The sequence below is a fragment of the Streptomyces prunicolor genome, assembly GCF_045162825.1.
GTDB classification, from domain to species: domain Bacteria; phylum Actinomycetota; class Actinomycetes; order Streptomycetales; family Streptomycetaceae; genus Streptomyces; species Streptomyces prunicolor.
In genome coordinates this window covers 10,097,440-10,120,343 of record NZ_CP108676.1, presented here as the reverse complement: position 1 = coordinate 10,120,343, position 22,904 = coordinate 10,097,440, and the positions used below count along the sequence as shown (strand labels likewise).

Genomic DNA, 22,904 nt, shown 5'->3' with positions numbered 1-22,904 from the left:
GCAGGGACACTCACCTGCCGGGATTCGGACCTACGGTGGTGGGTGTGGACAGCAAGAACGCGCTCGGTGAGTTTCTGCGGGCCCGCCGGGAGCGGGTCCGGCCCGAGGACGTGGGCCTGAGCGGTGGCGGGCTGCGCCGGGTGCCGGGGTTGCGCCGGGAGGAGGTCGCCCTACTGGCCGGTATCAGCTCCGACTACTACCTGCGGCTGGAGCAGGGCCGCGATCGCAACCCGTCCGTGCAGGTGCTGGAGGCGCTGGCCCGGGTGCTGCGCCTGGACGCTTCCGCGACCGCCCATCTGCTGAGCCTCGCGCAGCCGGAGCGGCCGGCCGTGTCCCGCAGACGAGCCAGGCGGCCTGAGGCGGTACCGACGAGCGTCCGCGAGCTGCTCGACACGTGGTCCGGTCACCCGGCATACGTCCAGAACCGGTTCACGGACTGCCTCGCCGCCAACGCGCTGTGCCGGGCGCTGTCCCCGAACTACACGCCGGGTGTGAACCTGCTGCGGGCCGTCTTCCTCGACCCCGCCGAGCGCGAACTCCGCCGCGACTGGGAGGAGTTGACCGCCGAGGGCGTGGCGACCCTGCGCGGTCACATCGGGCCCGACGTCGACGATCCCCGGCTGGTGGAGCTGGTGGGTGAGCTGTCGGTGCGCAGTGACCGCTTCCGGTTGCTGTGGAGCCGCCACGAGGTACGGCCCATGCTCGGCCGGACCAGTCTCCTCACCCATCCGCTGGTCGGCGACTTCGAGCTGCGGTCGAACAAGTTCGAGATCCCCGGTACGAACGGTCTGAGCGTGGTCGTCTTCCACGCCGAGCCGGGCAGCCGCAGCGCGGAACTGCTGGGGCTGCTGGGCAGCTTGACGGCGTCCGGCGCGACACCCTGGCGGGAGGATTCACGGGCCGCGTCCGACGAGACGCCCTCGGCGGAAAGCCTGCGGGCGGCTGGCGCCGAGCCCTCCCATCGGGGCGACGGGCGAACCTCGTCCGACGAAACCTCCCACCAGGACGACCTGCGCACCGCGTCCAACGAGGCGCCCACAGCGGAAAGCCTGCGGGCGGCAGCCGCCGAGCCCTCCCACCGAAGCGACGGGCGAACCTCGTCCGACGAAACCTCCCACCAGGACGACGCCCGGGCCACGGCCGGTGAAGCGCCGTCGCGGGGAACCCCGCTGGAGCGCGACGAGATCGCCCGCCTCGACGAGGACCGCTAGACAGACAGACCTGCCTGTCCGACCTGCCCATCAGGCTGACCCATCAGACTTGCCCGTCAGATCTGCCAGGACCGCAGCCGATCCGCCGCCCCGTACACATCCGTCTTGCCGGAGATCAGATCGCGGGCGAGGTCGACGAGGGCGCCGTAGGGCGGATCGATGCCGACGCCGCTGACGAACATGTAGGCGACGGCCGTGGCGCAGGCGAAACGGGCGTTGGCCGAGGGCAGCGGCTTGAGCAGGGCGAGGGTGTGCAGCAGGGCGGTGGCCCGCCAGGCCGGGTCGGAGTCGATGCCGAGGCGGGGCGGATCCACGCGGTGCCGGGCGACGGCCGCGACCAGCGCCGAGAAGTCGTTGATGGTGGGCTGGTCCGGCAGGACTTCCTCATGACGCTGGAGCAGCCAGGGCACGTCGATATGGATGACCGGAGTGACGGGCATGCCTCAGGCGACCCGCCCCTCGCCCTTGGCCGAGGGTTCGTCGTCGGGGAACGCGGCGGCGAACTCGTCGGCGTGCGTGGCGAAGAACCGGCGGAAGGCCTCGGCGCCCTCCTGCAGCGCCCGGTGGCGAGCTATGTCGGCCGCGGCCGCCTCACGCACCAGCGCCTTCATCGACGTACCGCGCTCCTTGGCGATCTGCCGCAGGTCCTCTAGCTCGCGGTCGCTGAACTCCACGTTGAGAGCTGGCATGCCGACACGGTACCGCTCGGGTACTTACCCGTAAATACCCCCAGGTCAAGAGCTACGTCCGACGGTACCGAGCAGGCCTCAGCTCCATGTCCGAATCCCGCCGGTCCCGACCACGATTCCGGAGCAGACTCATCCCCATGACCACGATCTACACCCTCACCGAGAGCCCCGTGGGCGAGCTGCTCCTGACCGGCGAGAAGTCGCCCACCGGCACCACCCTCACCTCCCTGACCATGCCGGACCAGCCGACCGTCCCCGCCGACTGGGAACGCGACGACCAGGCCTTCACCGAAGCCACCCGCCAACTGTCCGCGTACTTCGCCGGGCACCTCACCCGCTTCGAACTCCCCCTGGCCGCCGAGGGAACGGAGTTCCAGCAGCGGGTATGGCGAGCCCTGGACGAGATCCCCTACGGCACGACGACGACCTACGGCGCCCTCGCGGAACGCCTGGGCGTACCGCGCGCCGAGGTCCGAGCCCTGGGCGCGGCACTCGGCGCCAACCCACTCCTGCTGGTGCGCGCGTGCCACCGGGTGATCGGCGCGGACGGCTCGATGCGCGGTTACGCCGCCGGCGTCGACCGCAAAGTGCGCCTGCTGACCCACGAGGGCGCACTGCAACCGATGCTCGGCTGACCCGGAGGAAGTTCGTCATGGATGGCACCAACTGGTCAGCTCTGGCCGAGGAGTTGGACCTGTACGGCAGCGCCCCGACCGCACAACTGCTGACACCCGCTGAGTGCCGCGACCTGGCCGCGCTGTACGAGAAGCCGGAGCTGTTCCGCACCACCGTCGACATGTCCCGGCACCGCTTCGGCTCCGGCGAGTACCGCTACTTCACCCACGACCTGCCCGCACCGGTCACCGCCCTGCGCGCCGCGCTCTACCCGCACCTGCTGCCGATCGCCCGGGACTGGGCGGCCCGCCTCAACCGCCCGTCCCCCTGGCCGGACGACCTGGACGAGTGGCTGGCTCGCTGCCATGACGCCGGCCAGGACCGTTCGGCACAGATCCTGCTGCGCTACGGCGAGGGCGACTGGAACGCCCTGCACCGGGACGTGTTCGGCGAGTTGGTCTTCCCGCTCCAGGTGGTGGTCGGCCTCGACGAGTACGGCACCGACTACACGGGCGGCGAGTTCCTGATGGTCGAACAGCGCCCCCGCGCCCAGTCCCGGGCCACGGCGACCCCGCTACGGCAGGGCCACGGCCTGGTCTTCACGACCCGCGACCGCCCGGTGCGCACCAAGCGCGGCTGGTCGACCGGGGCGATGCGACACGGGGTGAGCACCGTACGCTCCGGCAGGCGTCACGCGTTGGGGCTGGTGTTCCACGACGCGACTTGAGGGCGACTGATGAACTCCGTTGCAGGACCGCGCCCCTGAAGGCGGACCGGCGAAGCCGGGTCCGCCTTCAGGGGCGCGGGGAACTGCGCGACCAGCCCCCACCGGCCGTGGCCTGTCGAACGACCCAAAGACTCCGCCGCGACAACTCCCCTACCAAACCACCCGGTTGAGCACCCGCACCGGCGGCGGCAAGCCGATGTTCATCGCGCCGCTTCCTCCAACTCCGGCTCGGACATGGGCAAGACATGCGGATTCGCGGACGGCCCACCGTGTCGCCGTACGGCCAGACACGCGACCGCACCGGCCAGCAGAACAGCGACGGCGACATACACGGCGGACCCCATCGCATGGACAAACCCGTGCCCGAACACCTCACCCCCAAGCACCCGCATCCGCTCCGCAACCCCACGCGGAACCCCACCCGGCGCGCCCCCCTGCTGCCCCGCACCGACATCGGACTCCGCCTTCGAGAACGCGGCGACGAACGACTCCCGGTAGGCGGCGGGGAGTTGACCGGCCCGAGCCCGCGCCTGCTCGGTCAGGGAAGAGGCGAGCTGCCCCTGGAGCACCGCCCCGATCACCGCACCGGCAAGCACCGAACCGACCTGCCGAAGCGCGTTGGTGACACCGGACGCGGCACCCGCGAGCCGGGGCGGGACGTTGCGCATGACCTCCGTGGCCATGGGCGCGAAGGTGCAGCCGACCCCCAGCCCCGTGAGGAACAGCGGGAACGCAACGGTCGACCACCCCGTGCCGACGCCCGCCACACCCACGACCCACACAAGCCCGCCCGCCCAGGCGAGCAACCCGCCCATCAGAATGAACTTGCCGCCGATCTTGTCCGCGAGCGCACCCGCGGGCCCGGCCATGACGAACGAACCGAGCGCGACGGGCAGCAGCACGAGCCCCGCCTTCTGCGCGCTGAAGCCGAGCACGGACTGCAGATAGATCGTCAGCGTCAGGAACATCCCGACGACACCGAACGACACGGTGACGCCCACGAAGTTGATGAGGCTGAAGTCGCGGTCCTTGAACAACGAGAAGGGGACCAGGGGTTCACCGCTCTGCTGCCCGCGCTCGTGCAGCAGGAAGCCGGCGAAGAGCACGACGGCCGCACCGAACAGGCTCCAGATCCCGGCGTTCCAGTCGTACCGCTGCCCCTCGGTCAGCCCAAACGCCAGACAGAACAGGGCAGTTGAGGCAAGGGTGACGCCCAGGGTGTCGAAGCGGCGCCGTACCGTCCGCCGGGCGCCCGGGATGATCGCCATGGTGAGCACGAGCACCAGTGCACCGATCGGCAGGTTGACGAAGAAGATCCAGCGCCAGGACAGATGGGTGATCAGCACGCCGCCGAGGATCGGCCCGAGCGCGCCGGACACCCCCGCCACCGCACCCCAGATGCCCATCGCGACCCCGCGCCGGTCGGCCGGGAACACCTCGGCGATGATCGACAGGGTCTGCGGCATGAGCAGCGCCGCGCCCAGCCCCTGCACCGCGCGGAACCCGATGAGCTGGGCGGGATCCTGGGCGAGCCCGCAGGCGAGGCTGGCCAGGGTGAACAGGGCGACTCCGGCGGCGAACAGATTGCGTTTGCCGCGCAGGTCGCCGAGGCGCCCGCCGGTGATCAACAGGACGGCCAGCGCCAGGGTGTAGGCGTTGACGATCCACAGGATCTCGTCCAGGGACGCGCCGAGATCCTCGCCGAGTTGGGGGATCGCGATGTTCACGATCGTCAGGTCGAGGAGGGTCATGAAGAACCCGAGCGAGAGCGTGATGAGGATCGCCCAGGGGTTGCCGTGCCACTTCTTGAACACGATGTCGACTCCTTGCAGAGGGCTTGCGTCGGACTCGCGTTCAAGAGGGCCGCACGGCCGACGGATGTGACACGGCGCGAATTTCCCGAGACGTACGTCACATTCAGGCCGTCGGCTGTCACATTCCGACCCCCGCCACCCCTCGCAGTGGTGAACACGCCACTGGGGAGGCGCATACATGTCCGAGTTCTCCGAGTCCGCCGTCACCGATGAGGCGACCACTGAGGCGACCACTGTCTTCATGGACCATCGGGAGCTGCTGTTCGGTCTCGTCTACAACATGCTGGGCAGCGTCGCGGACACCGACGACGTCCTCCAGGAGACCTGGTTGTCCTGGACGGCGCGCTCCCGGCGCTCCCCGCTCGACACCATCACCAACCAGCGCGCCTATCTCGTCCGCATCGCCGTCAACCACGCGCTCCAGCGCCGTGCCACGATCACCCGCCGCCGCGAGACGTACGTAGGCCCGTGGCTGCCGGAGCCGTTGGTCGACCAGCCCGCAGACGACGACCCCGTGGACCCCGCCCTGCGCGCCGAGTCCGTGTCGCTGGCCATGCTGGTCGTCCTGGAGTCGCTGACCCCGCTGGAGCGCGCGGTCTTCGTCCTCAACGAGGTGTTCGGGTACGCCCACACCGAGATCGCCGACATCATCGACCGCACCCCGGCCGCCGTACGACAGCTCGCGCACCGGGCGCGGGCCCATGTGCACGCGCGGCGGCCGCTGTACGAAGCGCATCCCCGGGTGCGGCGGGAGGCGACCGAGCGGTTCGTGCGGGCCGCGATCGGCGGGGACATCGCCGCGCTGATGGAGATCCTCGCGCCGGACGTCACGGTGTGGACCGACAGCGGGGGCAACCGGAAACCGGCCGGACTGCGCCCGGTGCACGGGCGGGACAAGGCCGTCCGTCTCATCAACTCGTTCGCGACCCGGCACCGCGGCCCCCAGGACCTGGAGCTGCGCTACCGGCGCGTCAACGGCGACGACGCGGCCGTGCTGTTCGAGGGCGACTCGCCGTACGCGGTGATGGTCATGGACCTCACGCCCGAGGGCGACCAGGTGTCCGGCGTCTACATCGTGACCAACCCCGAGAAGCTCACGCACGTGCACAAGGACGACGAGGAGGACGACCGGTGACCGGCACCCCCGACCCCTCGCGGGGCGAACGCGTCGCCGACTGGTTCGACGGCCGCCTCGGCATCTACTCGCTCGGCAGGCAGTATCTGCGGAAGGTGTTCCCGGACCACTGGTCGTTCCTGCTCGGCGAGATCTGCCTGTACAGCTTCGTCGTGCTGATCCTGACGGGCGTCTACCTCACCCTCTTCTTCCACCCGTCGATGAACGAGGTGACGTACCACGGCAGTTACGTCCCCCTGAACGGCATCCGCATGTCCGACGCCTACGCCTCGACGCTGCACCTCAGCTTCGACGTGCGGGGCGGGCTGCTGGTGCGGCAGTTGCACCACTGGGCGGCGCTGGTGTTCATCGCCGCGATGCTGACGCACATGATGCGGCACTTCTTCACGGGTTCGTTCCGCAAGCCCCGCGAGCTCAACTGGCTGTTCGGCTGGACCCTGTTGTTCCTCGGCCTGTTCGAGGGCCTCTTCGGCTACTCGCTCCCGGACGACCTGCTGTCGGGCACGGGCATGCGCTTCGTGGACGGCGCGCTGCTGTCGGTCCCGATCGTCGGGACGTACCTCTCGATGTTCCTGTTCGGCGGCGAGTACCCCGGCCACGACATCGTGTCCCGCTTCTACTCACTCCACGTGCTGCTGATCCCCGGCATCATGGCGGCACTTGTGGTCGTGCACCTCATCCTGGTCGTCCACCACAAGCACACCCAGTTCGCGGGCCCCGGCCGCACCGAACGCAACGTGGTGGGCACCCCGTTCATGCCGGTCTACCTGGCGAAGGCGGGCGGCTTCTTCTTCCTGGTCTTCGGCGCCCTCACCCTCCTCGCGGCGGTGGCGTCGATCAACCCGGTCTGGTCCTACGGCCCTTACCGCGCCGACCAGGTCTCGACGGGCGCCCAGCCGGACTGGTACCTGGGCTTCGCGGAGGGCCTGGTCCGGGTCATGCCGGGTTGGGAAGTCACGTTGTGGGGCCACACGTTGGTGCTGGGCGTACTGATCCCGATCGTGGTCTTCCCGCTCCTGCTGGTGTTCATCGGCGTATACCCGTTCCTGGAGGCCCGGTTGACGGGCGGCGACAGACGCGAACACCACCTCCTGGACCGCCCCCGCAACCGCCCCACCCGCACAGCCATCGGCGTGGCCTGGATCAGCCTCTACCTGGCCCTCCTGGCCGGTGGCGGCAACGACATCGTGGCGACCCGCCTCCACCTGTCGATCAACACGGTGACGTGGGCGGTACGGGTGGCGGTGTTCGCCGTACCGGCACTCGCCTTCGTCGTGACCCGGCGCATCTGCCTGGGCCTCCAACTCCGGGACGCGGAACTGGTGTTGCACGGCCGCGAGACGGGTGTCATCAAGCGGCTGCCGCACGGCGAGTACGTGGAGGTGCACCGGCCACTCGACCAGGCCGAACTCCACACCCTGACCGCGCACAGGCGCCCGAGGGAACTCGTGGAGCGTGAGCCCTAGCACCCGCTACCAGGCCGGCCGTGGATCCCGGAGGTGCTCCGGGGTCTGCTCGGGCAGTTCGCGCTCCTGGTCCGTCCGCATGAGGTAGCCCGGATCGGGCGGAAACTCCTCGGTCGGCGGGGCCGGTTGGTGGAAGCGGCGGGTGCGCGGGAGCGGTATCTCCACGAGCTTTCCGTCATGCAGCATCCACAATCCGAAGCACTCGTCGTCCTCGTCGTGGATCAGCACCTGGACGCTCTCCGGCCAGGGCCACGGGAGCGACTCCAGATGTTTCAGGAGCCCCTCCCGTGGGCGCATGCGCTCGAACTCGGTGGCCCATCCCGCGCCGAACGACGTTCCCCATTGGCTCTCGATCGGAACGAACCGGCCACGCCAGGTGCGCTCCGGATCATCCCGGGTCAGCGGCTCCATCACTTCGTGCGCGTGAAGGGCCAGCACGACGACTTCGGCGAATCTGCTCATCCGGAGATCATCCCTGATCCGCCGCGAACGAAGCCATCCACGCCAACGCCGCGTTCCAGTTCACCGCCGTCTCGTTCGTCGACCACGACTGAATGTCGTCGATGTAGCAGAACTGACCGACGCAGCCCGTGAGTTTGCTCTGTGCGTAAGGGTCCTGGATGGACGAGTTGGGGCCACCCGCCAGGGTTCCCCGCGGCGGGCTCGGCAGGTTCGGGTCGAGTTCGTGGGCGTACCAACGGCTGTGCTCGTTGTGGGAGTTGGCCTCGCCGTAGCCGGTGACGTACGACATGTTGAGGGCGTTGCGGCCGAGGATGTAGTCCATGCTCTGGAGTGCGCCGTCGCGGTATTTCGAGGCGCCGGTGAGGTCGTACGCCGTGGCGATCACATGGGCGTTGTTGAGGATCTGGCTGTTGGAGCCCCAGTCGTAGAGGTTGCCGGGCGGCGCGTACGGCATGCCGTAGGGCTGGGTGCGCAGCGTGGTCAGGTAGGTGTTCGCGCCCTCGATGACCGAGCGGCGGATCCCGTCCCGGCCGGGCAGCCGGCTGGGGACGGTCGCGAGGTCGAGTCGGCCCAGGGCGGCCGTCCGCGCCCAGTCGAAGCCGAGGCTGCCGAAGATGTCGGCCGTGTTGAGCGGTGAGTTGACGACGTGGTCGGCGAACTGCCGCTCCCCCGTGGTCAGATACAGCTCGGCCGCCGCCCAGTAGAACTCGTCGGTCGCGTTGTCGTCGGGGTACGCCCCGCCGCCGGTGCCGTCGTTCGGGTCCGGGTAGACCGTGGGGTGGGCGAGCGCCGCCGCCCATGCCTTCCGCGCCGCTTTCAGCGCCTTCGCCGCGAACTCCCGGTCGTAGGGCCGGTACAGGCGCGCCGCCTGGGCCGCCGTCGCCGCGAGGTTGAGCGTCGCCTGGGTGGTCGGGGCGTGCAGTTCACGCTTCTGGGGGTCCTGGCTCGGCAGCAGGGGCAGCCCGGTCCACTGTTCGTCGTGGACCTTGTCGTGCGCCATACCGGCCAGTGGTTGTCCGTCCGGTACCTGCATCTTCAGCAGGAACTCCAGTTCCCAGCGGGCCTCGTCGAGCACGTCCGGCACCTTGTTGCCGCTCTCCGGGATGGCGAGCGTCCCGTCACGCAGCTTGGCCGGTTCCCCGGTACGGGCCAGCAGTGAGCGCTCGTAGGTGCTGAGCAACTCCCATGTGGAGATACCGCCGTTGATGACGTACTTGCCGTGGTCCCCCGCGTCGTACCAACCGCCGGTCACGTCAAGTGTGTAGTCGCACAGGCCGGGTTGGCACGGCACGTTCGCGTCGCCCTGGTTGGGGGCGACGTTCAGGTGACCGGCCGGGCGGGCGTACCCGGGGCGCAGTTCGTCGCGTATCTCGATGCCGCTGCGCTGCGTGTAGTAGTACTTCAGCGAGTCGAGCCGCAACTGCTCATAGGCGGCCGTCCCGATGTCGAACGGGCGGCTCGTCTCCCCGTCCGCCACCAGCGTGAAGCCCTCACCGCGCCCCCGGTACGAGCCGAAGTCGATCGACTGGACGTTCTGCCCGGAGGCCACGTCGGTGCCGCGCGGCACGGTCCGCCCGTGCGCGACCACCGCACCCGCCGCGTTCCTCAACTGCCAGGGCAGCACGGACGTGGACGCGGTCACCAGGGTCGCGTTCTTCGGCCCACCGGGCAGATAGGCGACCTGGTTCACCCGCACGCGCGGCCCGGTGTCCGGCTGGTACACCTCCGGCGGCACGCCACCCAGCAATGACACGTCGTCCATGCAGAAGTGCCAGGCATCGGCACCGCCGCCGAGCTGGAAGGCGACCTGCCCCTGCGTGGTGTCGACGGGCGAAGTGAACGTGTACGCATAGGAGTTGCCCGACCCGCTCAGCTCGGGACTGACCTCGTAGTAGGTGTCGTACGGCGCCACCGACAACCCGACGATCGCCCGCGCCACCTGTCCCTCGGGCGAACCGGACGCCGTGAAGGCGAACTTGTACGACTCGCCCTTCACCAGCGTGATGTCGTTCTGGCCGACGGCGGCGTCCCAGCGGTTCGTCGTGCCGCCCGGCACGTCCGCGCAGAGCTGTCCGTCGGACAGGCCGGCGGTGACGTTGCTCGTCGTCCACCAGGGTTCGGTGGTGGTGTCGAAGGTGCCGTTCCTGACCTGCTCGACCTCGTCGGCCCCGGCCGGGCCGGCCGGGAGCGTGGTGAGCGCCGCCGCGAGGAGGGCCGTGGCGGCGAGCAGGGTCGTTCTGCGTCGTTTCACGTCTGAGCCCCTCACGGACGCGGGAGCGCTCCCATTCACTGCGGACGCAGGCCATGCTGTTCTAGACATGACACTCCGTCAACGGTCCGGACAGGCCAGATTCCCGTCCGGACCGCAGCGGACGCCGTACTACCCGGCCGCTGCCTCCAACTTGCTGATGCGCACCGCTCCTTGGGCCACGCCGGGATGAGCGCTCGTCAGCGCGAGCCGCAGCCGGGAGCCGCGCACGGCATGGAAGGTGACGACGGTCGGGCTGTCGGAGCCCATGGCCCAGTCGACGGCAGCGCCCTCCACCGGCACCCACGCCCGACCGTCCCACACGGCGACCGTCACCGCAGCGGGCAGACTGTGCGTCCCGTCCACCGTGAACGACACCTCCACCCGGTCGAAGGACCGCGTCCTCCCCCAGTCCACCGACACCCAGTCCTTCTCACGTGCTCCGCTGAAGGACGGCAGCAGGGCCGTGGCCGACTTGGCGAAGGCGTTGGACCAGCCGGTCGCCGGGTCACCGTCGAGCATGGCGGCGGGGAGTGTGTCAGGTCGACCCGAGTAACTCGCGTCGGCGTACGGGTAGTTGAGCGGCGCAGGGTAATCGGTCTCGAAGCGCGGCGCCGGAGTCAGGGCACCGTCCCGGACGGGCGTCGTCCGTACGGTCACCGTGCCGGTCCGCAGCCCCTCCGCCCGCGCCGTCACCTTCAGCGAGCCCACCGCCGTACCGGACCGCACGATGGCAAGTGCCTTGCCGTGGAAGGCGGTTCGGGTGCTCGCCTGGTAGCGCTCGGCGCTCTCCTCGCGTCCATTGTCGAGACCGGCAAGGGACCCACCCCTCACCTCGAAGGCGATCAGATCCTCCGCGTCGGGCAGGACAACACCGCGGGCGTCGATGATCTCCGCGGTCACGAAGACCAGCGAACGACCGTCGGCGGCAAGGGACTTGCGGTCGGCCGTGAGGCGGACGGCGTGTGCGGACCCGGCTGTACGCAGCACGTCCGATGCGACCACCTTTCCGCCGTTGCTCGCCACTGCCTTCAACTCACCTGGCTCGTACGGGACTTTCCAGGTGAGGTGGAGTTTTCCCGCGCTGCCGTTCGGGCTGGTGTAACTGCCCGGGTAGGGGCCGGTGGTGAAGGTCTTGTCGTCTCCGGTGGGCTCGGTGGTCTCCAGGTAGGTGCGGCCGTCGGTGGTCTTCTTGGTGTCGAACTCCCTTGCCCCCAGGGACTTTCCGTTGAGGAACAGCTCGACGGTGTCGACGTTGGCGTACGCCCACACCTCGACCGTGTCGCCCGGTTCGTGGTTCCAGCTCATCGGCACCAGATGGACCATGGGCTCACCGACCCACTGGCTGCGGAAGAGGTAGTACATGTCCTTCGGGAAGCCGGCCGTGTCGACCGCTCCGAAGAAGGACGCCTTGACCGGGAAGACGTCGTACGGCGTCGGCTCCCCGATGTAGTCGATGCCCGACCACAGGAACTGGCCCGCGAACCACTTCCGGTCCCGGTCCTTCTTGTGGCCGTACTCGCCGCTCATCGTCCAGGAGGCGAGGTTGTTGTCGTACGAGGAGGTGTCGCGCCTGCCGGGGGCGTAGTTCTCGCCGGTGTTCAGGTACTCCGGCTCCTGGTAGGCACCGCGTGTCGAGGTCTCCGAGGAGGACTCGGACTCGAAGAGGAACAGGCCAGGATAGGCGGCGTGCAGGGCGTCGACCGACTTGGCGGTGTTGTAGTTGAGGCCGAGTCCGTCGAGCTTGGCGAGCATGAGGTCGGCGGCGGAGCCCTTGGCGGGCACCCCGTGGTACTTGTTCGAGCCGATGACCACCGGCCGGGTGTCGTCCGCCGCCTTGATCGCGCCGATGATGCGGTCGGCCATCGCGAGACCTGCGGTGGCGGTGGAGTCGGGGATCTCGTTGCCGATGGACCACAGCACCACGGCGGGCGAGTTGCGGGCGGCGAGGACCATCTCGGTGGCGTCCCGCTCGCACCAGTCGTCGAAGAAGCGGTGGTAGTCGTAGGTCGTCTTGCCGGTGTGCCAGCAGTCGAAGGCCTCGACCATCATCACGATGCCCAACTCCTCGCAGGCCTGGATGATTTGGGGCGAGGGCGGGTTGTGCGAGGTGCGGAAGGCGTTGACGCCCATCGACTTCATGATGCTCAACTGCCTGCGTACCGCGTCGATGCTGATCGCGGAGCCGAGAGCGCCCTGGTCGTGGTGGAGGTCGACGCCCTTGATCTTGGTGTGGACGCCGTTCAGGGAGAAGCCCTCGTCCGGGTCGAAACGGTACGTGCGGATGCCGAAGGGGGTGCTGTACGTGTCGACCGTCTTGCCGGCCACCCGAAGTTCGGTCTCCAGGGTGTAGCGGTGGTCCGGGGTCTCGATGTCCCACAACTTGGGCTTGGGGACGGCGAGTTCATGGGGTTCGGTCGCCCGGTCGGCGACAGCGACCGTGGAGCCGGCGCGGGCCACCGTCCGACCACCGGGGTCGACGACCCTCGATCTGACCTCGACCTCGCTCGCGGCACCCGACACGTTCACCACGGACGTCTGAACCCGTACGACGGCCCGCTCGGCGGTGATGTCCGGGGTCGTGACATACGTGCCCCGGCGTTCGACGTGCACCGGTTCGGTGACGACGAGGCGGGCCTCGCGGTAGATGCCGCTGCCCGAGTACCAGCGGCTGCTGGGGAGTTGGTTCTGTACCTTCACGGCGACGACGTTCTCCGTGCTGCCGTCGGTGTGCGCCAGGTCGGTAAGGTCGAGGGCGAACCCCGTGTATCCGTAGGGGTGTTGGCCGACCTGTGTGCCGTTGCAATAGACGTACGAGTCCATGTAGACGCCGTCGAACTCGACCGAGATCCGCTTGCCCGCGAAGGCCGGCGGCAGGGTGAAGGCGATGCGGTACCAGCCGAGGCCGCCGGGGAAGAACCCGGTGCCGCTGGTCGTGCCGTATGCCGTGGTGGGGGTCTGTTCGATGCTCCAGTCGTGCGGGACCGCGACCTGACGCCAGGCCGAGTCGTCGTAGTCGGGTGCGGCGGCGTCGGCGTAGGCGCCGGTCGGGTCGGTGGTCCCGCCCGGGTTGACCAGCGCGAAGCGCCAGCCGTCCCGGAGGGGGACCGTGTGGCGGCCGGACGCGCCCGATCCGGCGGCTCGTGCGGCCGGGGCGGCCAGGAGTGATGCGGCCGTCGGCGCGGCCGTAGAAGCGATCAAAACCGATCTGCGAGTGACCGTCATGGCGGCTCTCCCTCATCAGGGCCCAGAAGTACTCACAACTGATCGTGACCGAACAGATTCTGACGGGGTGCCACTCCGGGGCGTCAAGGGTGCGGAGGCAGACAGCTGTCCTGTGTGCCGATTCGACCGGTTTTCCCCCTTGACCACGGGTACCCCCCGGCCCTGGGGGTTCTCGTCCGCGCGAGACTGTGACGCACTAGGCTGGAACGCAAGTGGCGTGACTGTTCACTGTGAGTGCGCGCAATGGAGTGGCGACGATGAGACCGGTCTACCCGTTCGACGATGCCGCGACGGCGCGGGTTGTCATCGACGACGCGGGCACTCTGGTGGAGTGGAACGACGGGGCCAGGCGGCTCCTCGGCCACACCGCGGACGAGGTCGTGGGCCGCCCGGCCGTGGGGCTGCTGGCCGACGGTGCCGAGGCGCTGCCCGGGATCACGGGTGCCCGCTGGGACGGCACGGTCGCGCTGTGCCATCGCGACGGGCGCGTCGTCTCCGTGTGGCTGCTGGCCCACCACCGGCGGCCCCGGGACGGCGGGCCCGGCGACTGGCTCGTCGTGACGCCGTTGGAGGGGGGCGGTCCGCCCGCCGCCGAGGACCCCCTCGCGACCGCCGCGCTGACCCAGTCGCCGTGTGCCATCGCGGTCTACGACGAGCGGCTGCGGCTGAGCCGGGTGAACGACGCGATGGCCGATGTGATCGGGCTGCCCGAGGAGCGCATCCAGGGGCTGCGGGTCACCGAGATCGGCGGGAAGACGCAGAGCGCGGAGCTGGAGCAGTACATGCTGCGCGTGCTCACCTCGGGCACCGCCGAGGACTTCCAGATCTACATGCGCACCGGCGGCGAGGACGCCGCGCACGCGTGGCTGGCCCGGATGGCGCCGATCACGGACGCCGAGGGGCGGGTGCGGGGCGTGTGTCTGGCCGCGCACGACTTCACCGAGAACTACCTGTCCCGGGAGCGGCTGCAACTCGTCAACGAGGCGAGCGTCCGCATCGGCACCACCCTCGACGTCACCCGTACGGCCCAGGAGCTCGCGGACGTCTGTGTGCCGGCCCTCGCCGACTTCGTCAGCATCGACCTGCTGGACCCGCAGGAGCACGGCGGCGAGCTCCCGACGGCGATCACCGCGCCGATCAGGCTGCGCCGGGCCGCGCACCAGTCGGTGCAGCAGGGCAGCCCCGAGGCGGTCGCCAAGCCCGGCCAGCTGAACCTGTACCCGGAGCAGTCCCCGCAGGCCGACGCGCTGGTCGCGGGCCGCACGCTCGTCGCCTCGGGCCGGGACCTGGAACTCTGGCTCGCCTGGGACCGCACCCGCACCAGGCGCGTCGAGGAGTACGGCATCCACTCCTCGATGGCCGTACCGATCCAGGCCCGCGGCGTCACCCTCGGGGTGGCGGTCCTCACCCGGTACCGGCGCATCGACCCGTTCACCGACGACGACGTCCTGCTGGCCGAGGAGGTCACCGCCCGCGCCGCCGTCTGCATCGACAACGCCCGCCGCTTCTCCCGCGAACGCGAGACTGCACTGGCCCTCCAGCGCAGCCTGCTCCCCCGCAAACTCCCGCGCACGGCCGCCCTGGAGGCCTCCTCGCGCTATCTGCCGGCGGCGCGCGCCGGGGTCGGCGGCGACTGGTTCGACGTGATCCCGCTGTCCGGGATGCGGGTCGCCATGGTCGTCGGGGACGTCGTGGGCCACGGCATCCAGGCCTCCGCCACGATGGGCCGGCTGCGCACGGCCGTCCGCACCCTCGCCGACATCGACCTGGCCCCGGACGAGCTGCTGACCCACCTCGACGACCTCGTCGTACGGCTGTCCGCGGAGGCCGGCGGCGAGGGCAGCCCGGGCGAGGTCGGCGCGACCTGTCTGTACGCGGTGTACGACCCGGTGTCCCGGCGCTGCACGCTGGCGCGCGCCGGGCATCCGCCGCCGGTCATGATCCGGCCGGGCGGCCCGCCCGAGCCCGTCGACCTGCCCGCGGGGCCGCCGCTGGGTCTGGGCGGGCTGCCTTTCGAGTCGGCCGAGTTCGAGCTGCCCGAGGGCACCGTGCTCGCGCTGTACACCGACGGGCTGATCGAGAACCGGGACCGGGACCTCGACGTCAGTCAACGGCTGCTGTTCGACGCCCTGTACGCCCCGTCGGACTCGCTGGACGAGACCTGCGACCGGATCCTGCACGCCGTGCTCCCGCCGGGCGGCGCGGCCGACGACGTGGCGCTGCTGCTGGCCCGCACCCAGGGGCTGCCCGCCGAGCAGGTCTCGACCTGGGACATCCCGGCCGATCCCTCGCTCGTCGCCCCCATCCGCAAGCAGGTCGTGGAGCAGCTCGACAGCTGGAACATGAGCGAGGCCGGGTTCACGGCCGAGCTGGTGGTGAGCGAGCTGGTCACCAACGCGATCCGCTACGGCGCGCACCCCATCCGGCTCCGGCTGATCCATGACGCGACCACGCTGATCTGCGAGGTCTCCGACACCAACCACACGGCCCCACACCTGCGCCGCGCCAAGACCTGGGACGAGGGCGGGCGCGGCCTGCTGCTGGTCGCGCAGCTCACCCAGCGCTGGGGCAGTCGGCACACGGCGGACGGCAAGACGATCTGGGCGGAGCTTTCGCTCTTCGACGAGGTCTGAGCCGTATCGGGAGAGGTCGGTCGGCTCAGGAGAGCTCGGTCAGCCAGGGCCTGACCTGGCGGCGGGCCTCGTGCAGCCGGGACTTGAGGGTGCCGAGCGGGATGCCGATCCGCTCGGCGATGTCGGCGTACTCCAGGTTGCAGATGTCCCGGTAGACCAGCGGCTCGACGAGGTGCGGCTGCTCCCGCTCCAGGCGTTCCAGCGCCTCCAGGAGGTCGATCTTCGACCCGGCGATCACGCTCGTGGTGCGCGGATCGACGTGCTGTGACACGTCGATCTCGGCGGGCTGCTCGGCGGCCCGCCGCTTCAACTCGCGGTACTTCTGCCGGGCGCCGTTGGCGACCACCGTGTACAGCCAGGTACTGAAGAGGCTGCGGCCCTCGAACGTGCCGATCTTCCGGGCGACCTGCATCAGTACGTCCTGGGCCGCTTCCTCGGCGTCCTCACGGCACGGCAGGAAGCGTCCGCACCGCCGCAGGACCTCGGGTCCGATCGTCCGCAGCAGTTCGTCCAGGGCACCCGGGTCACCGGCCGCGGCCCGCCGCGCCAGTTCCTCGGTCCGCGCCTTGTCCTGCACTGGATCCACTCCTCCGCCTCGGTCTACGAGCAGGCATGATAGTCGCATGCACTTCGTCGAACAGATCGGCCGCTACAGACTCGAACGCCGCCTGGGCACCGGCGCGTTCGGCACGGTCTGGCTCGCGCACGACGACGTGCTCGAAGCCCCGGTGGCCGTGAAGGTCCTCGCCGACAACTGGGCGCACCGCCTCGACATCGTCGACCGCTTCCTCTCCGAGGCCCGGCTGCTGCGCCGGGCCGACTCGAACCGGGTGGTGCAGGTCTACGACATCGGTGAGCTGCCCGACGGGCGGCCGTACTTCGTCATGGAGTACGCCGACGCCGGCACCCTCGCCGATCTGCTCACGTCGGGTCCGCTGCCCGTCTCCGAGGCGCTGCGGCTGACCGCGCTGGCCGCCCGGGGCGCCGCCGCGCTGCACAAGGCGGGGATCGTGCACCGGGACATCAAGCCGACGAACGTGCTGCTGCGCAGCGCCCCGGACGGCAGCTACCGCGTCCTGCTCGCCGACCTGGGTCTGGCCAAGAGCCTGGCGCAGGGGTCGGGCCTCACCCTGGCCGCCGGTTCCGCGGGCTATCAGCCGCCGGAGCAGGCGCAGCCCGGGTACGGCATCGACGAGCGCGCCGACGTGTACAGCCTGGGAGCGGTCGGCTACGAGCTGATCACCGGCACGGTCCCGGGGGCGCCCGGACAGGTCGTACGGCCGGACCGGCTGCGGCCGGACGTGTCGCCCGAGGTGCAGCGGGCCCTGTTCCGCGCGCTGGAGCCGGACCGGGAGAAGCGCTGGCCCACGGCGCGGGACTTCGCGGAGGAGCTGGAGCGGCTGGCCGCCGAGGCGGCCACCACGCGAAGACAGCGCAAGCAGCGCAGACCGCACAGCCGGCACCGGAGTGTGGCGCTGATGGCAGGTCTGTTCGTCGTGGTGGCGGCCGGCACGGGCGCCGTGGTGCTGAACCTGCCGTCGTCGTCCAAGAGTTCCGACCTGCGGGTCAAGGACAGCACCGGCCGGGTCGTGGTCGAGGTGCCCGCCGCGTGGGGCCGTCAGTTGCGCGACTCGGGCTGGAATCCGCAGACCCTCGGTCTCCAGTCCGGGCAGGAGCCGGGGCTGGCCGTCGCCGACGACCTGGCGAAGTGGCCGGACCTCTCGGCGGACGTGAACGGCGTGTTCATCGGCCTCAGCGAACACGGCAGCGTGACGACCGAGGTCGACGGCATCGCCCACTCCGGCTGCCACTACGACGGCAGCCACGCCTACGCGAACGCGACCTGGCGCGGCACGATCCGCACCTGGAGCGACTGCTCGGGCGGCACGGGCACCCTCTCGGAGACCGCGCTGCGCATGGTCGGCGGCGCCGCGCAGCCCCAGGTGTACGTGCAGATCCGGCAGCACAGCGGTGACGCGACCTCCCGCATACTCCGATCGCTCCGGGTCACCTGATTACTGTCGAACCCCAAGTCCAGGAAAAGATCCCGTCGGACTCGCGAACTTTTCGGCGCCCGTCCGTATCGGATCAGTGTGACGGCGCATGAGGCGCGGTCAGCACGCCGAAGTGCGTGTGGTGAACCACCAGGAGTGTTGAAGATGGCGAACTCGTCCCAGTCCCTGCGCCGGGCGGCCCTGCTCGTGAGCGCGATCGCCGTCCTGGGTCTGACGACGACGGCCTGCGACAACGGCAGCGGCACGGTGAGCAGCCCGCAGACCCAGTCGGGTACGGCCGCGCCCGCGGGCGGCGACGCCTCGGCCGACGGGTCCGGCACGCCGGCCTCCACGCCTGGCGGCACCGACACCGCCACGGGCTCGAACTCGGCCTCGTCGGGTTCCTCCACCTCCTCGGGCTCCGGCGGCACGAGCACCAACACCGGCACCGCCAGCAGCACCCGGTGCCACACCTCCGAGCTGAAGGCGAAGGTGGGCGCCAACGACCCAGGCGCCGGCCAGGAGAACTTCCCGATCGTCCTCACCAACTCGTCCGGCCGTACCTGCACGGTCCGCGGCTATCCCGGCGCCGCGTTCCTGAACGCGTCCGGCACGCAGCTGGGCGACGACCCGCAGCGCGAGTCCGGCAGCGCCACCACGGTCACGCTGAAGCCGGGGCAGAGCGCCTGGGCGGGCCTGTCCTTCTCCAACCCGGAGGTCAGCGGCGCGAAGACGGCGACCGCGAGCTGGCTCGCGGTGACCCCGCCCGACGAGCAGGACACGCTGCACGTGAAGTGGACGGCCGGCGCGGTGCCCCTGTCGGGCAACTCGTCCACGGTGCGTCTGACGGTGCTCAGCGCGGGTACGGGTTCCTGATCACGGGTTGCGCGCCGCGGCCTGGTTACATGGGGCGGGCACCACGTCCCGCGTCCCGGAGGACCGTCCCCTGAACACCCCGCTCGCCGAAACCCTGTCCGTCGTCCTGCTCGTCGCCGTCCTCGTGTGGGCCGTGGTCCGTCCCTTCGGGTGGCCGGAGGCGGTGCTGGCCGTCCCGGCCGCCGGGATCGCCGTGGCCACCGGGGCGATCTCGCTCGACCACGCGCGGGCGGAGGCCGAGCAGCTCGGGCCGGTGGTCGGGTTCCTCGCCGCGGTGCTCGTGCTGGCCCACTTCTGCGATGTGGAGGGGTTGTTCCGGGCCTGCGGGGCGTGGATGGCGGAGTGGGCGAAGGGCAGCCCGAGCCGGCTGCTGACCGCGGTGTTCGCGCTGGCCTCGCTGATCACGGCCGTGCTGAGTCTCGACGCCACCATCGTGCTGCTGACGCCGGTCGTGTTCGCGACGGCGTCCCGGATGGGCGTGCGTCCCAAGCCGCACGTCTACGCGTGCACGCATCTCTCGAACACCGCCTCGCTGCTCCTGCCCGTCTCGAATCTCACGAACCTCCTCGCCTTCGCTGCAAGCGGCCTGAGCTTCACCCGCTTCGCCGGGCTGATGGTGCTGCCCTGGCTGGTCGCGATCGGCGCCGAGTATCTGGTGTTCCGGAAGTTCTTCGCCCGCGACCTAGCGGCGGCGGCCCCCTCCCCGACCTCCGGCGACAAACCCGAGCTGCCGGTGTTCGCGCTGGCGACCGTCGCCTGCACCCTCGCCGGGTTCGTGTTGACCTCCGCGATCGGCGTCGATCCGGCGTGGGCCGCGCTGGCGGGCGCGCTCGTCCTCGCCGGCCGGGCACTGCTCCGGCGGCAGGCGACCCCGCTCACGGTCGTGCGGGCCGCCGCGCCGTCCTTCCTGGCGTTCGTGCTGGCGCTCGGGATCGTGGTGCGGGCGGTGGTGGACAACGGGCTCTCGGACGCGCTCGGGCACCTGCTGCCCGGCGGCACCGGCATCGCGGCGCTGCTCGGGATCGCCGCCCTGGCCGCCGTACTGGCGAATCTCATCAACAACCTGCCGGCGGTACTGGTCCTGCTGCCGCTGACCGCGCAGTCCGGGCCGGGGGCCGTGCTCGCCGTGTTGCTCGGGGTGAACATCGGACCGAACCTGACCTACGCCGGGTCGCTCGCGACGCTGCTGTGGCGGCGGATCGTGCATCAGCACGAACACGGCGTGGATCTCAAGGAGTTCACGAAGCTGGGGCTGCTCGTCGTGCCGTCCGCGCTCGTCCCGGCGGTGCTGGCACTGTGGGTGTCGCTCCAGGTTCTCTGACACCGAGGGAGACCGAATGCGTGTGATCGCCTGGCTGGTCGAGGGCACCTGGCCCGCCTGCGTGGACGCCGTACGGACGCATGCGCCGGAGGCGGACGAGGTGGTGCTGCTGCATGTGAGCGGGCCGGATGTGCCCGAGGTCGCGCACGGGGCGTTCGCCGGGCTGCTCGGCCGGGGTGGGCCGAAGCGCGATCCCGGGACCCGGCTGGAGGATCTCGGCAGTACGTCCGCGGTGGAGCTGCTGGAGGCGGCGGCCGAGCGGCTGGGGCGGCCGTGCGTCCGGACGGAGCGGGCCGGGCGGGTCGAGCGCGAGGTGGTGGCCGCCGCCGGGGACGCGGATCTGCTGGTGTTGGCCCGCGACGGCGACCGGGCCCGGCTCGGCCCGCACAGTCTCGGGCCCGCCGTACGGTTCGCCGTCGATCACGCGCCCTGTCCGGTGCTGCTGGTGTGGCCGGAGGCGGCGCCGGGCATCTCGACCCTGCCGCCGCCACCGCCGCACCACCACTGAGGGTCAGTGGCCGCGGTGCCCGCCACCGCCGCCGTATCCGCCGCCGGACCAGCCTCCGCCGCTCTGGCCGTTCCCCTCGCAGTACGACGGGTAGGCGTCGCAGTAGTCCGTGATCGGGGACGACGTCGTCGGTGTGGACTGCGGGGTCGACGCGGTCGGCGTCGGGGTGGGCGTGGCCGTCGGGGTCTTCGAGGGCGTCGGGGCGGCCTTCTTCGTCGTGGGGGCAGGCGAGTCGGTGCTGTCGGTGTCCCAGTTGACGACCTGCATCTGCGGGTCGGCCTTCGAGGTGTCGAAGACCCAGCGCTGGGTCGAGCCGTCCGCCCGCGTCTTCAGGACGAGCGCGCCGCCGCCGTCGGTGGAGGCGGGGGTCAGGGCCAGGTCCTGGTTCCAGCGCGGGACGAGGATGCCCTGGAGCGTGAAGTCGTAGCGGATGTTCTTCGCGGTCGCCGAGGACGTACCCGTGCAGGGAGCGAGCTGTACCTCGTAGGCGAGGTGCGAGTCGAGGCAAAGGCCGGGGTCGGCGGTGCTGCGCAGCTTGCCGTCCGTCTCGTACGACCACTGCTGGCCGGCCGCCGAGGAGCAGGTCTGCAGTTCGGCCTCGGTGCCCTTGAGGGGCTTGTTGCCGGCGACGCCGATGCACAGGCCGGACTCGACGTTGTGCAGCCGGCCGCTGAGCGTGCCCTGGGTGGTGTCGTTCTTGCTGGCCCAGGACGGGTTGGCGGATTCCTTGTCCGTGCCGGAGGCGCCGGCGGCCTGGTTCTCGGTCGTGGTCTTGTCGCCGCCGGAGCCGCTGATCGACCACAGGACGAGTGGGAGGACGACCAGTCCGCTCACAGTCAGCACGGCGACGGCGAGGTTGCGGCGGCGGACCCGGCGGGCCGCCTTGTGGGCCGATCTCAGTTCGCCGCGCCGCGGGCCGGGGTGCACCGCGAGTTCGGTCGAGGCGGACGGCACCTCGGCGGGCAGCGCGCGGCTGCCGGCCCTGACCTCCAGGTAGGCCCGCGCGCCCCAGCCGAGCACCGCTTCGGCCAGCGCGATGCCGAGCCCGGCGTTGAACTGGTTCAACTGGTCGGCGGTGTACCGGCAGTGCTTGCAGACGCTGAGGTGCATGGCGAGGTCCGGGTCGACCTCCGCGCCGCCGCGCCGGAAGGTGACGTCCAGGAGCCGGATGTAGCGCATGCACTCGTCGTCCTGGGCCAGTTCGCGGTGGACCTGGAGGCACTCCTCGCGCAACCGGCCGCGGGCACGCCCGAGTTCGATGTCGGCGCCCCCTTCGTCCAGGCCCAGCAGTCCGGCGGGTATCGCATAGGGCTCGGACTCGACCTCGATGTGCCAGAGCAGTGTGCGGGCCGCCTGGGGCAGCCGCTGGAACGACCGGGAGAGCAGGCGTCGTTCGGGCACGGGCAGCATCCGGGCTGCGACGCGGTCGATCTCGCCGTTCTCCCAGCGCAGATCGGGGTGGAGCATTTCCTGCCGGTGGTCGGCCACCCATTCGGTGGCGATACGGCGGACGGTGACCAGCACCTGGGGACGCCAGGCCGCGGTCGGTCCGGACTGCCGCAGGGATTCCCCGAAGAGCCGGGTGAAAGCGGCCGTGGTGAGCATTCCGGCGTGGTGCGATCCGTCGGTGCACAGCCGCGCATAGGCGAAGGCCGCCTCCCAGTGCCGGTCCAGCAGTTCGCCGACGGGTTGCAGCGCGGGCGTCGTCCCCGTCCACTTCTTCAGCTCGGCGCTGAGCTGCTCGTCGGTCACTTCGAAGTGGTGAGCGGAAGTCGGGGAATTCGAGGGACCTGCGTCCTTCACGGCTGCATTCCTCCAGGTGAAACGCGGAATTCGGCCCATACCGGCGGGTATGCGACCCTGCCGACAGACTGACAGGGTCAGCCCGTCCGATTGATGGCATCCCGAACGTCCGCCTGGGGCAGCTCTTTTGAAGCAAGGGGGGTGACGTACGGGAGCGGCCTCGAGCGCACGGAGGGG

General features: G+C 70.5%; 17 protein-coding genes and 1 pseudogene. 10 read left to right on the top strand and 8 right to left on the bottom strand.

All coding sequences use genetic code 11. The features are described 5' to 3' along the window. Positions 1-44: 44 nt before the first annotated feature. Positions 45-911 (top strand): annotated as a pseudogene (locus OG588_RS45750) (helix-turn-helix domain-containing protein); the annotation flags it as partial. Positions 912-1,267: 356 nt separating this feature from the next. On the opposite strand, the gene OG588_RS45745 reads toward OG588_RS45750, so the two are convergent. Then, a complete protein-coding gene (locus OG588_RS45745; protein ID WP_266865812.1) occupies positions 1,268-1,651 on the bottom strand; it encodes a toxin Doc in 384 nt (127 codons plus the stop codon). A gap of 3 nt (positions 1,652-1,654) precedes the next feature. Then, positions 1,655-1,900, bottom strand: a complete 246-nt coding sequence (locus tag OG588_RS45740; RefSeq protein WP_019057811.1) for a hypothetical protein — start codon at positions 1,898-1,900, stop codon at positions 1,655-1,657. A 137-nt stretch (positions 1,901-2,037) separates the two neighbouring features. Here OG588_RS45740 and OG588_RS45735 point away from each other — a divergent pair, with 137 nt between their 5' ends. Next, complete coding sequence (locus OG588_RS45735; RefSeq protein ID WP_405952441.1) at positions 2,038-2,535, top strand: methylated-DNA--[protein]-cysteine S-methyltransferase; 498 nt, start codon at positions 2,038-2,040, stop codon at positions 2,533-2,535. Positions 2,536-2,552: 17 nt separating this feature from the next. After that, entirely contained in the window at positions 2,553-3,242 is a 690-nt protein-coding gene (locus tag OG588_RS45730; RefSeq protein WP_405952440.1) for a 2OG-Fe(II) oxygenase, read from the top strand. A 200-nt stretch (positions 3,243-3,442) separates the two neighbouring features. Here OG588_RS45730 and OG588_RS45725 read toward each other — a convergent pair whose 3' ends face one another. Next, the gene (locus OG588_RS45725) at positions 3,443-5,056 is read right to left on the bottom strand and encodes a DHA2 family efflux MFS transporter permease subunit (RefSeq protein ID WP_405952439.1); all 1,614 of its coding nucleotides are present in this window, start codon (positions 5,054-5,056) and stop codon (positions 3,443-3,445) included. A 178-nt stretch (positions 5,057-5,234) separates the two neighbouring features. On the opposite strand from OG588_RS45725, the gene sigJ reads away from it, so the two are divergent. Beyond that, positions 5,235-6,191 (top strand): RNA polymerase sigma factor SigJ, encoded by a 957-nt coding sequence (gene sigJ / locus OG588_RS45720; RefSeq protein WP_405952438.1) that lies wholly within the window; start codon positions 5,235-5,237, stop codon positions 6,189-6,191. Further along, positions 6,188-7,657 (top strand): cytochrome bc complex cytochrome b subunit, encoded by a 1,470-nt coding sequence (locus OG588_RS45715; RefSeq protein ID WP_405952437.1) that lies wholly within the window; start codon positions 6,188-6,190, stop codon positions 7,655-7,657. The genes sigJ and OG588_RS45715 overlap by 4 nt, the downstream gene beginning before the upstream one ends. 6 nt (positions 7,658-7,663) lie before the next feature. On the opposite strand, the gene OG588_RS45710 is transcribed toward OG588_RS45715, so the two are convergent. From OG588_RS45710 to OG588_RS45700, 3 genes are all read right to left on the bottom strand, one after another. Further along, the gene (locus OG588_RS45710; protein WP_405952436.1) at positions 7,664-8,119 is read right to left on the bottom strand and encodes a hypothetical protein; all 456 of its coding nucleotides are present in this window, start codon (positions 8,117-8,119) and stop codon (positions 7,664-7,666) included. Positions 8,120-8,126: 7 nt separating this feature from the next. Continuing rightward, positions 8,127-10,370: a glycoside hydrolase family 9 protein gene (locus OG588_RS45705; protein WP_405952435.1), complete on the bottom strand. Its 2,244-nt coding sequence runs from the start codon at positions 10,368-10,370 to the stop codon at positions 8,127-8,129. 129 nt (positions 10,371-10,499) lie between these two features. Then, entirely contained in the window at positions 10,500-13,592 is a 3,093-nt protein-coding gene (locus OG588_RS45700) for a glycoside hydrolase family 2 TIM barrel-domain containing protein (protein WP_405952434.1), read from the bottom strand. A 257-nt stretch (positions 13,593-13,849) separates the two neighbouring features. On the opposite strand from OG588_RS45700, the gene OG588_RS45695 reads away from it, so the two are divergent. Further along, on the top strand, positions 13,850-16,225 hold the full coding sequence (locus OG588_RS45695) for a SpoIIE family protein phosphatase (RefSeq protein WP_405952433.1): 2,376 nt from the start codon (positions 13,850-13,852) through the stop codon (positions 16,223-16,225). A 25-nt stretch (positions 16,226-16,250) separates the two neighbouring features. Here OG588_RS45695 and OG588_RS45690 read toward each other — a convergent pair whose 3' ends face one another. Next, complete coding sequence (locus tag OG588_RS45690; RefSeq protein ID WP_019057801.1) at positions 16,251-16,802, bottom strand: RNA polymerase sigma factor; 552 nt, start codon at positions 16,800-16,802, stop codon at positions 16,251-16,253. 46 nt (positions 16,803-16,848) lie between these two features. On the opposite strand from OG588_RS45690, the gene OG588_RS45685 reads away from it, so the two are divergent. From OG588_RS45685 to OG588_RS45670, 4 genes are all read left to right on the top strand, one after another. Next, the gene (locus tag OG588_RS45685; protein WP_405952432.1) at positions 16,849-18,240 is read left to right on the top strand and encodes a serine/threonine-protein kinase; all 1,392 of its coding nucleotides are present in this window, start codon (positions 16,849-16,851) and stop codon (positions 18,238-18,240) included. 144 nt (positions 18,241-18,384) lie between these two features. Beyond that, on the top strand, positions 18,385-19,095 hold the full coding sequence (locus tag OG588_RS45680; RefSeq protein ID WP_405952431.1) for a DUF4232 domain-containing protein: 711 nt from the start codon (positions 18,385-18,387) through the stop codon (positions 19,093-19,095). A 7-nt stretch (positions 19,096-19,102) separates the two neighbouring features. Next, entirely contained in the window at positions 19,103-20,416 is a 1,314-nt protein-coding gene (locus OG588_RS45675) for an arsenic transporter (protein WP_405952430.1), read from the top strand. A gap of 16 nt (positions 20,417-20,432) precedes the next feature. Beyond that, positions 20,433-20,924: a universal stress protein gene (locus tag OG588_RS45670; protein WP_405952429.1), complete on the top strand. Its 492-nt coding sequence runs from the start codon at positions 20,433-20,435 to the stop codon at positions 20,922-20,924. Between the two features lie 3 nt (positions 20,925-20,927). On the opposite strand, the gene OG588_RS45665 is transcribed toward OG588_RS45670, so the two are convergent. Further along, a complete protein-coding gene (locus OG588_RS45665) occupies positions 20,928-22,727 on the bottom strand; it encodes a ricin-type beta-trefoil lectin domain protein (RefSeq protein ID WP_405952428.1) in 1,800 nt (599 codons plus the stop codon). Positions 22,728-22,904 lie beyond the last annotated feature (177 nt).

Excerpts from the sequence above, each read along its gene's own strand:
- sigJ (WP_405952438.1), top strand. The coding sequence starts at position 5,235 with ATGTCCGAGTTCTCCGAGTCCGCCGTCACCGATGAGGCGACCACTGAG.
- OG588_RS45730 (WP_405952440.1), top strand. The coding sequence starts at position 2,553 with ATGGATGGCACCAACTGGTCAGCTCTGGCCGAGGAGTTGGACCTGTAC.
- OG588_RS45740 (WP_019057811.1), bottom strand. The coding sequence starts at position 1,900 with ATGCCAGCTCTCAACGTGGAGTTCAGCGACCGCGAGCTAGAGGACCTG.
- OG588_RS45700 (WP_405952434.1), bottom strand. The coding sequence starts at position 13,592 with ATGACGGTCACTCGCAGATCGGTTTTGATCGCTTCTACGGCCGCGCCG.
- OG588_RS45735 (WP_405952441.1), top strand. The coding sequence starts at position 2,038 with ATGACCACGATCTACACCCTCACCGAGAGCCCCGTGGGCGAGCTGCTC.
- OG588_RS45680 (WP_405952431.1), top strand. The coding sequence starts at position 18,385 with ATGGCGAACTCGTCCCAGTCCCTGCGCCGGGCGGCCCTGCTCGTGAGC.
- OG588_RS45710 (WP_405952436.1), bottom strand. The coding sequence starts at position 8,119 with ATGAGCAGATTCGCCGAAGTCGTCGTGCTGGCCCTTCACGCGCACGAA.
- OG588_RS45695 (WP_405952433.1), top strand. The coding sequence starts at position 13,850 with ATGAGACCGGTCTACCCGTTCGACGATGCCGCGACGGCGCGGGTTGTC.
- OG588_RS45685 (WP_405952432.1), top strand. The coding sequence starts at position 16,849 with ATGCACTTCGTCGAACAGATCGGCCGCTACAGACTCGAACGCCGCCTG.
- OG588_RS45670 (WP_405952429.1), top strand. The coding sequence starts at position 20,433 with ATGCGTGTGATCGCCTGGCTGGTCGAGGGCACCTGGCCCGCCTGCGTG.
- OG588_RS45745 (WP_266865812.1), bottom strand. The coding sequence starts at position 1,651 with ATGCCCGTCACTCCGGTCATCCATATCGACGTGCCCTGGCTGCTCCAG.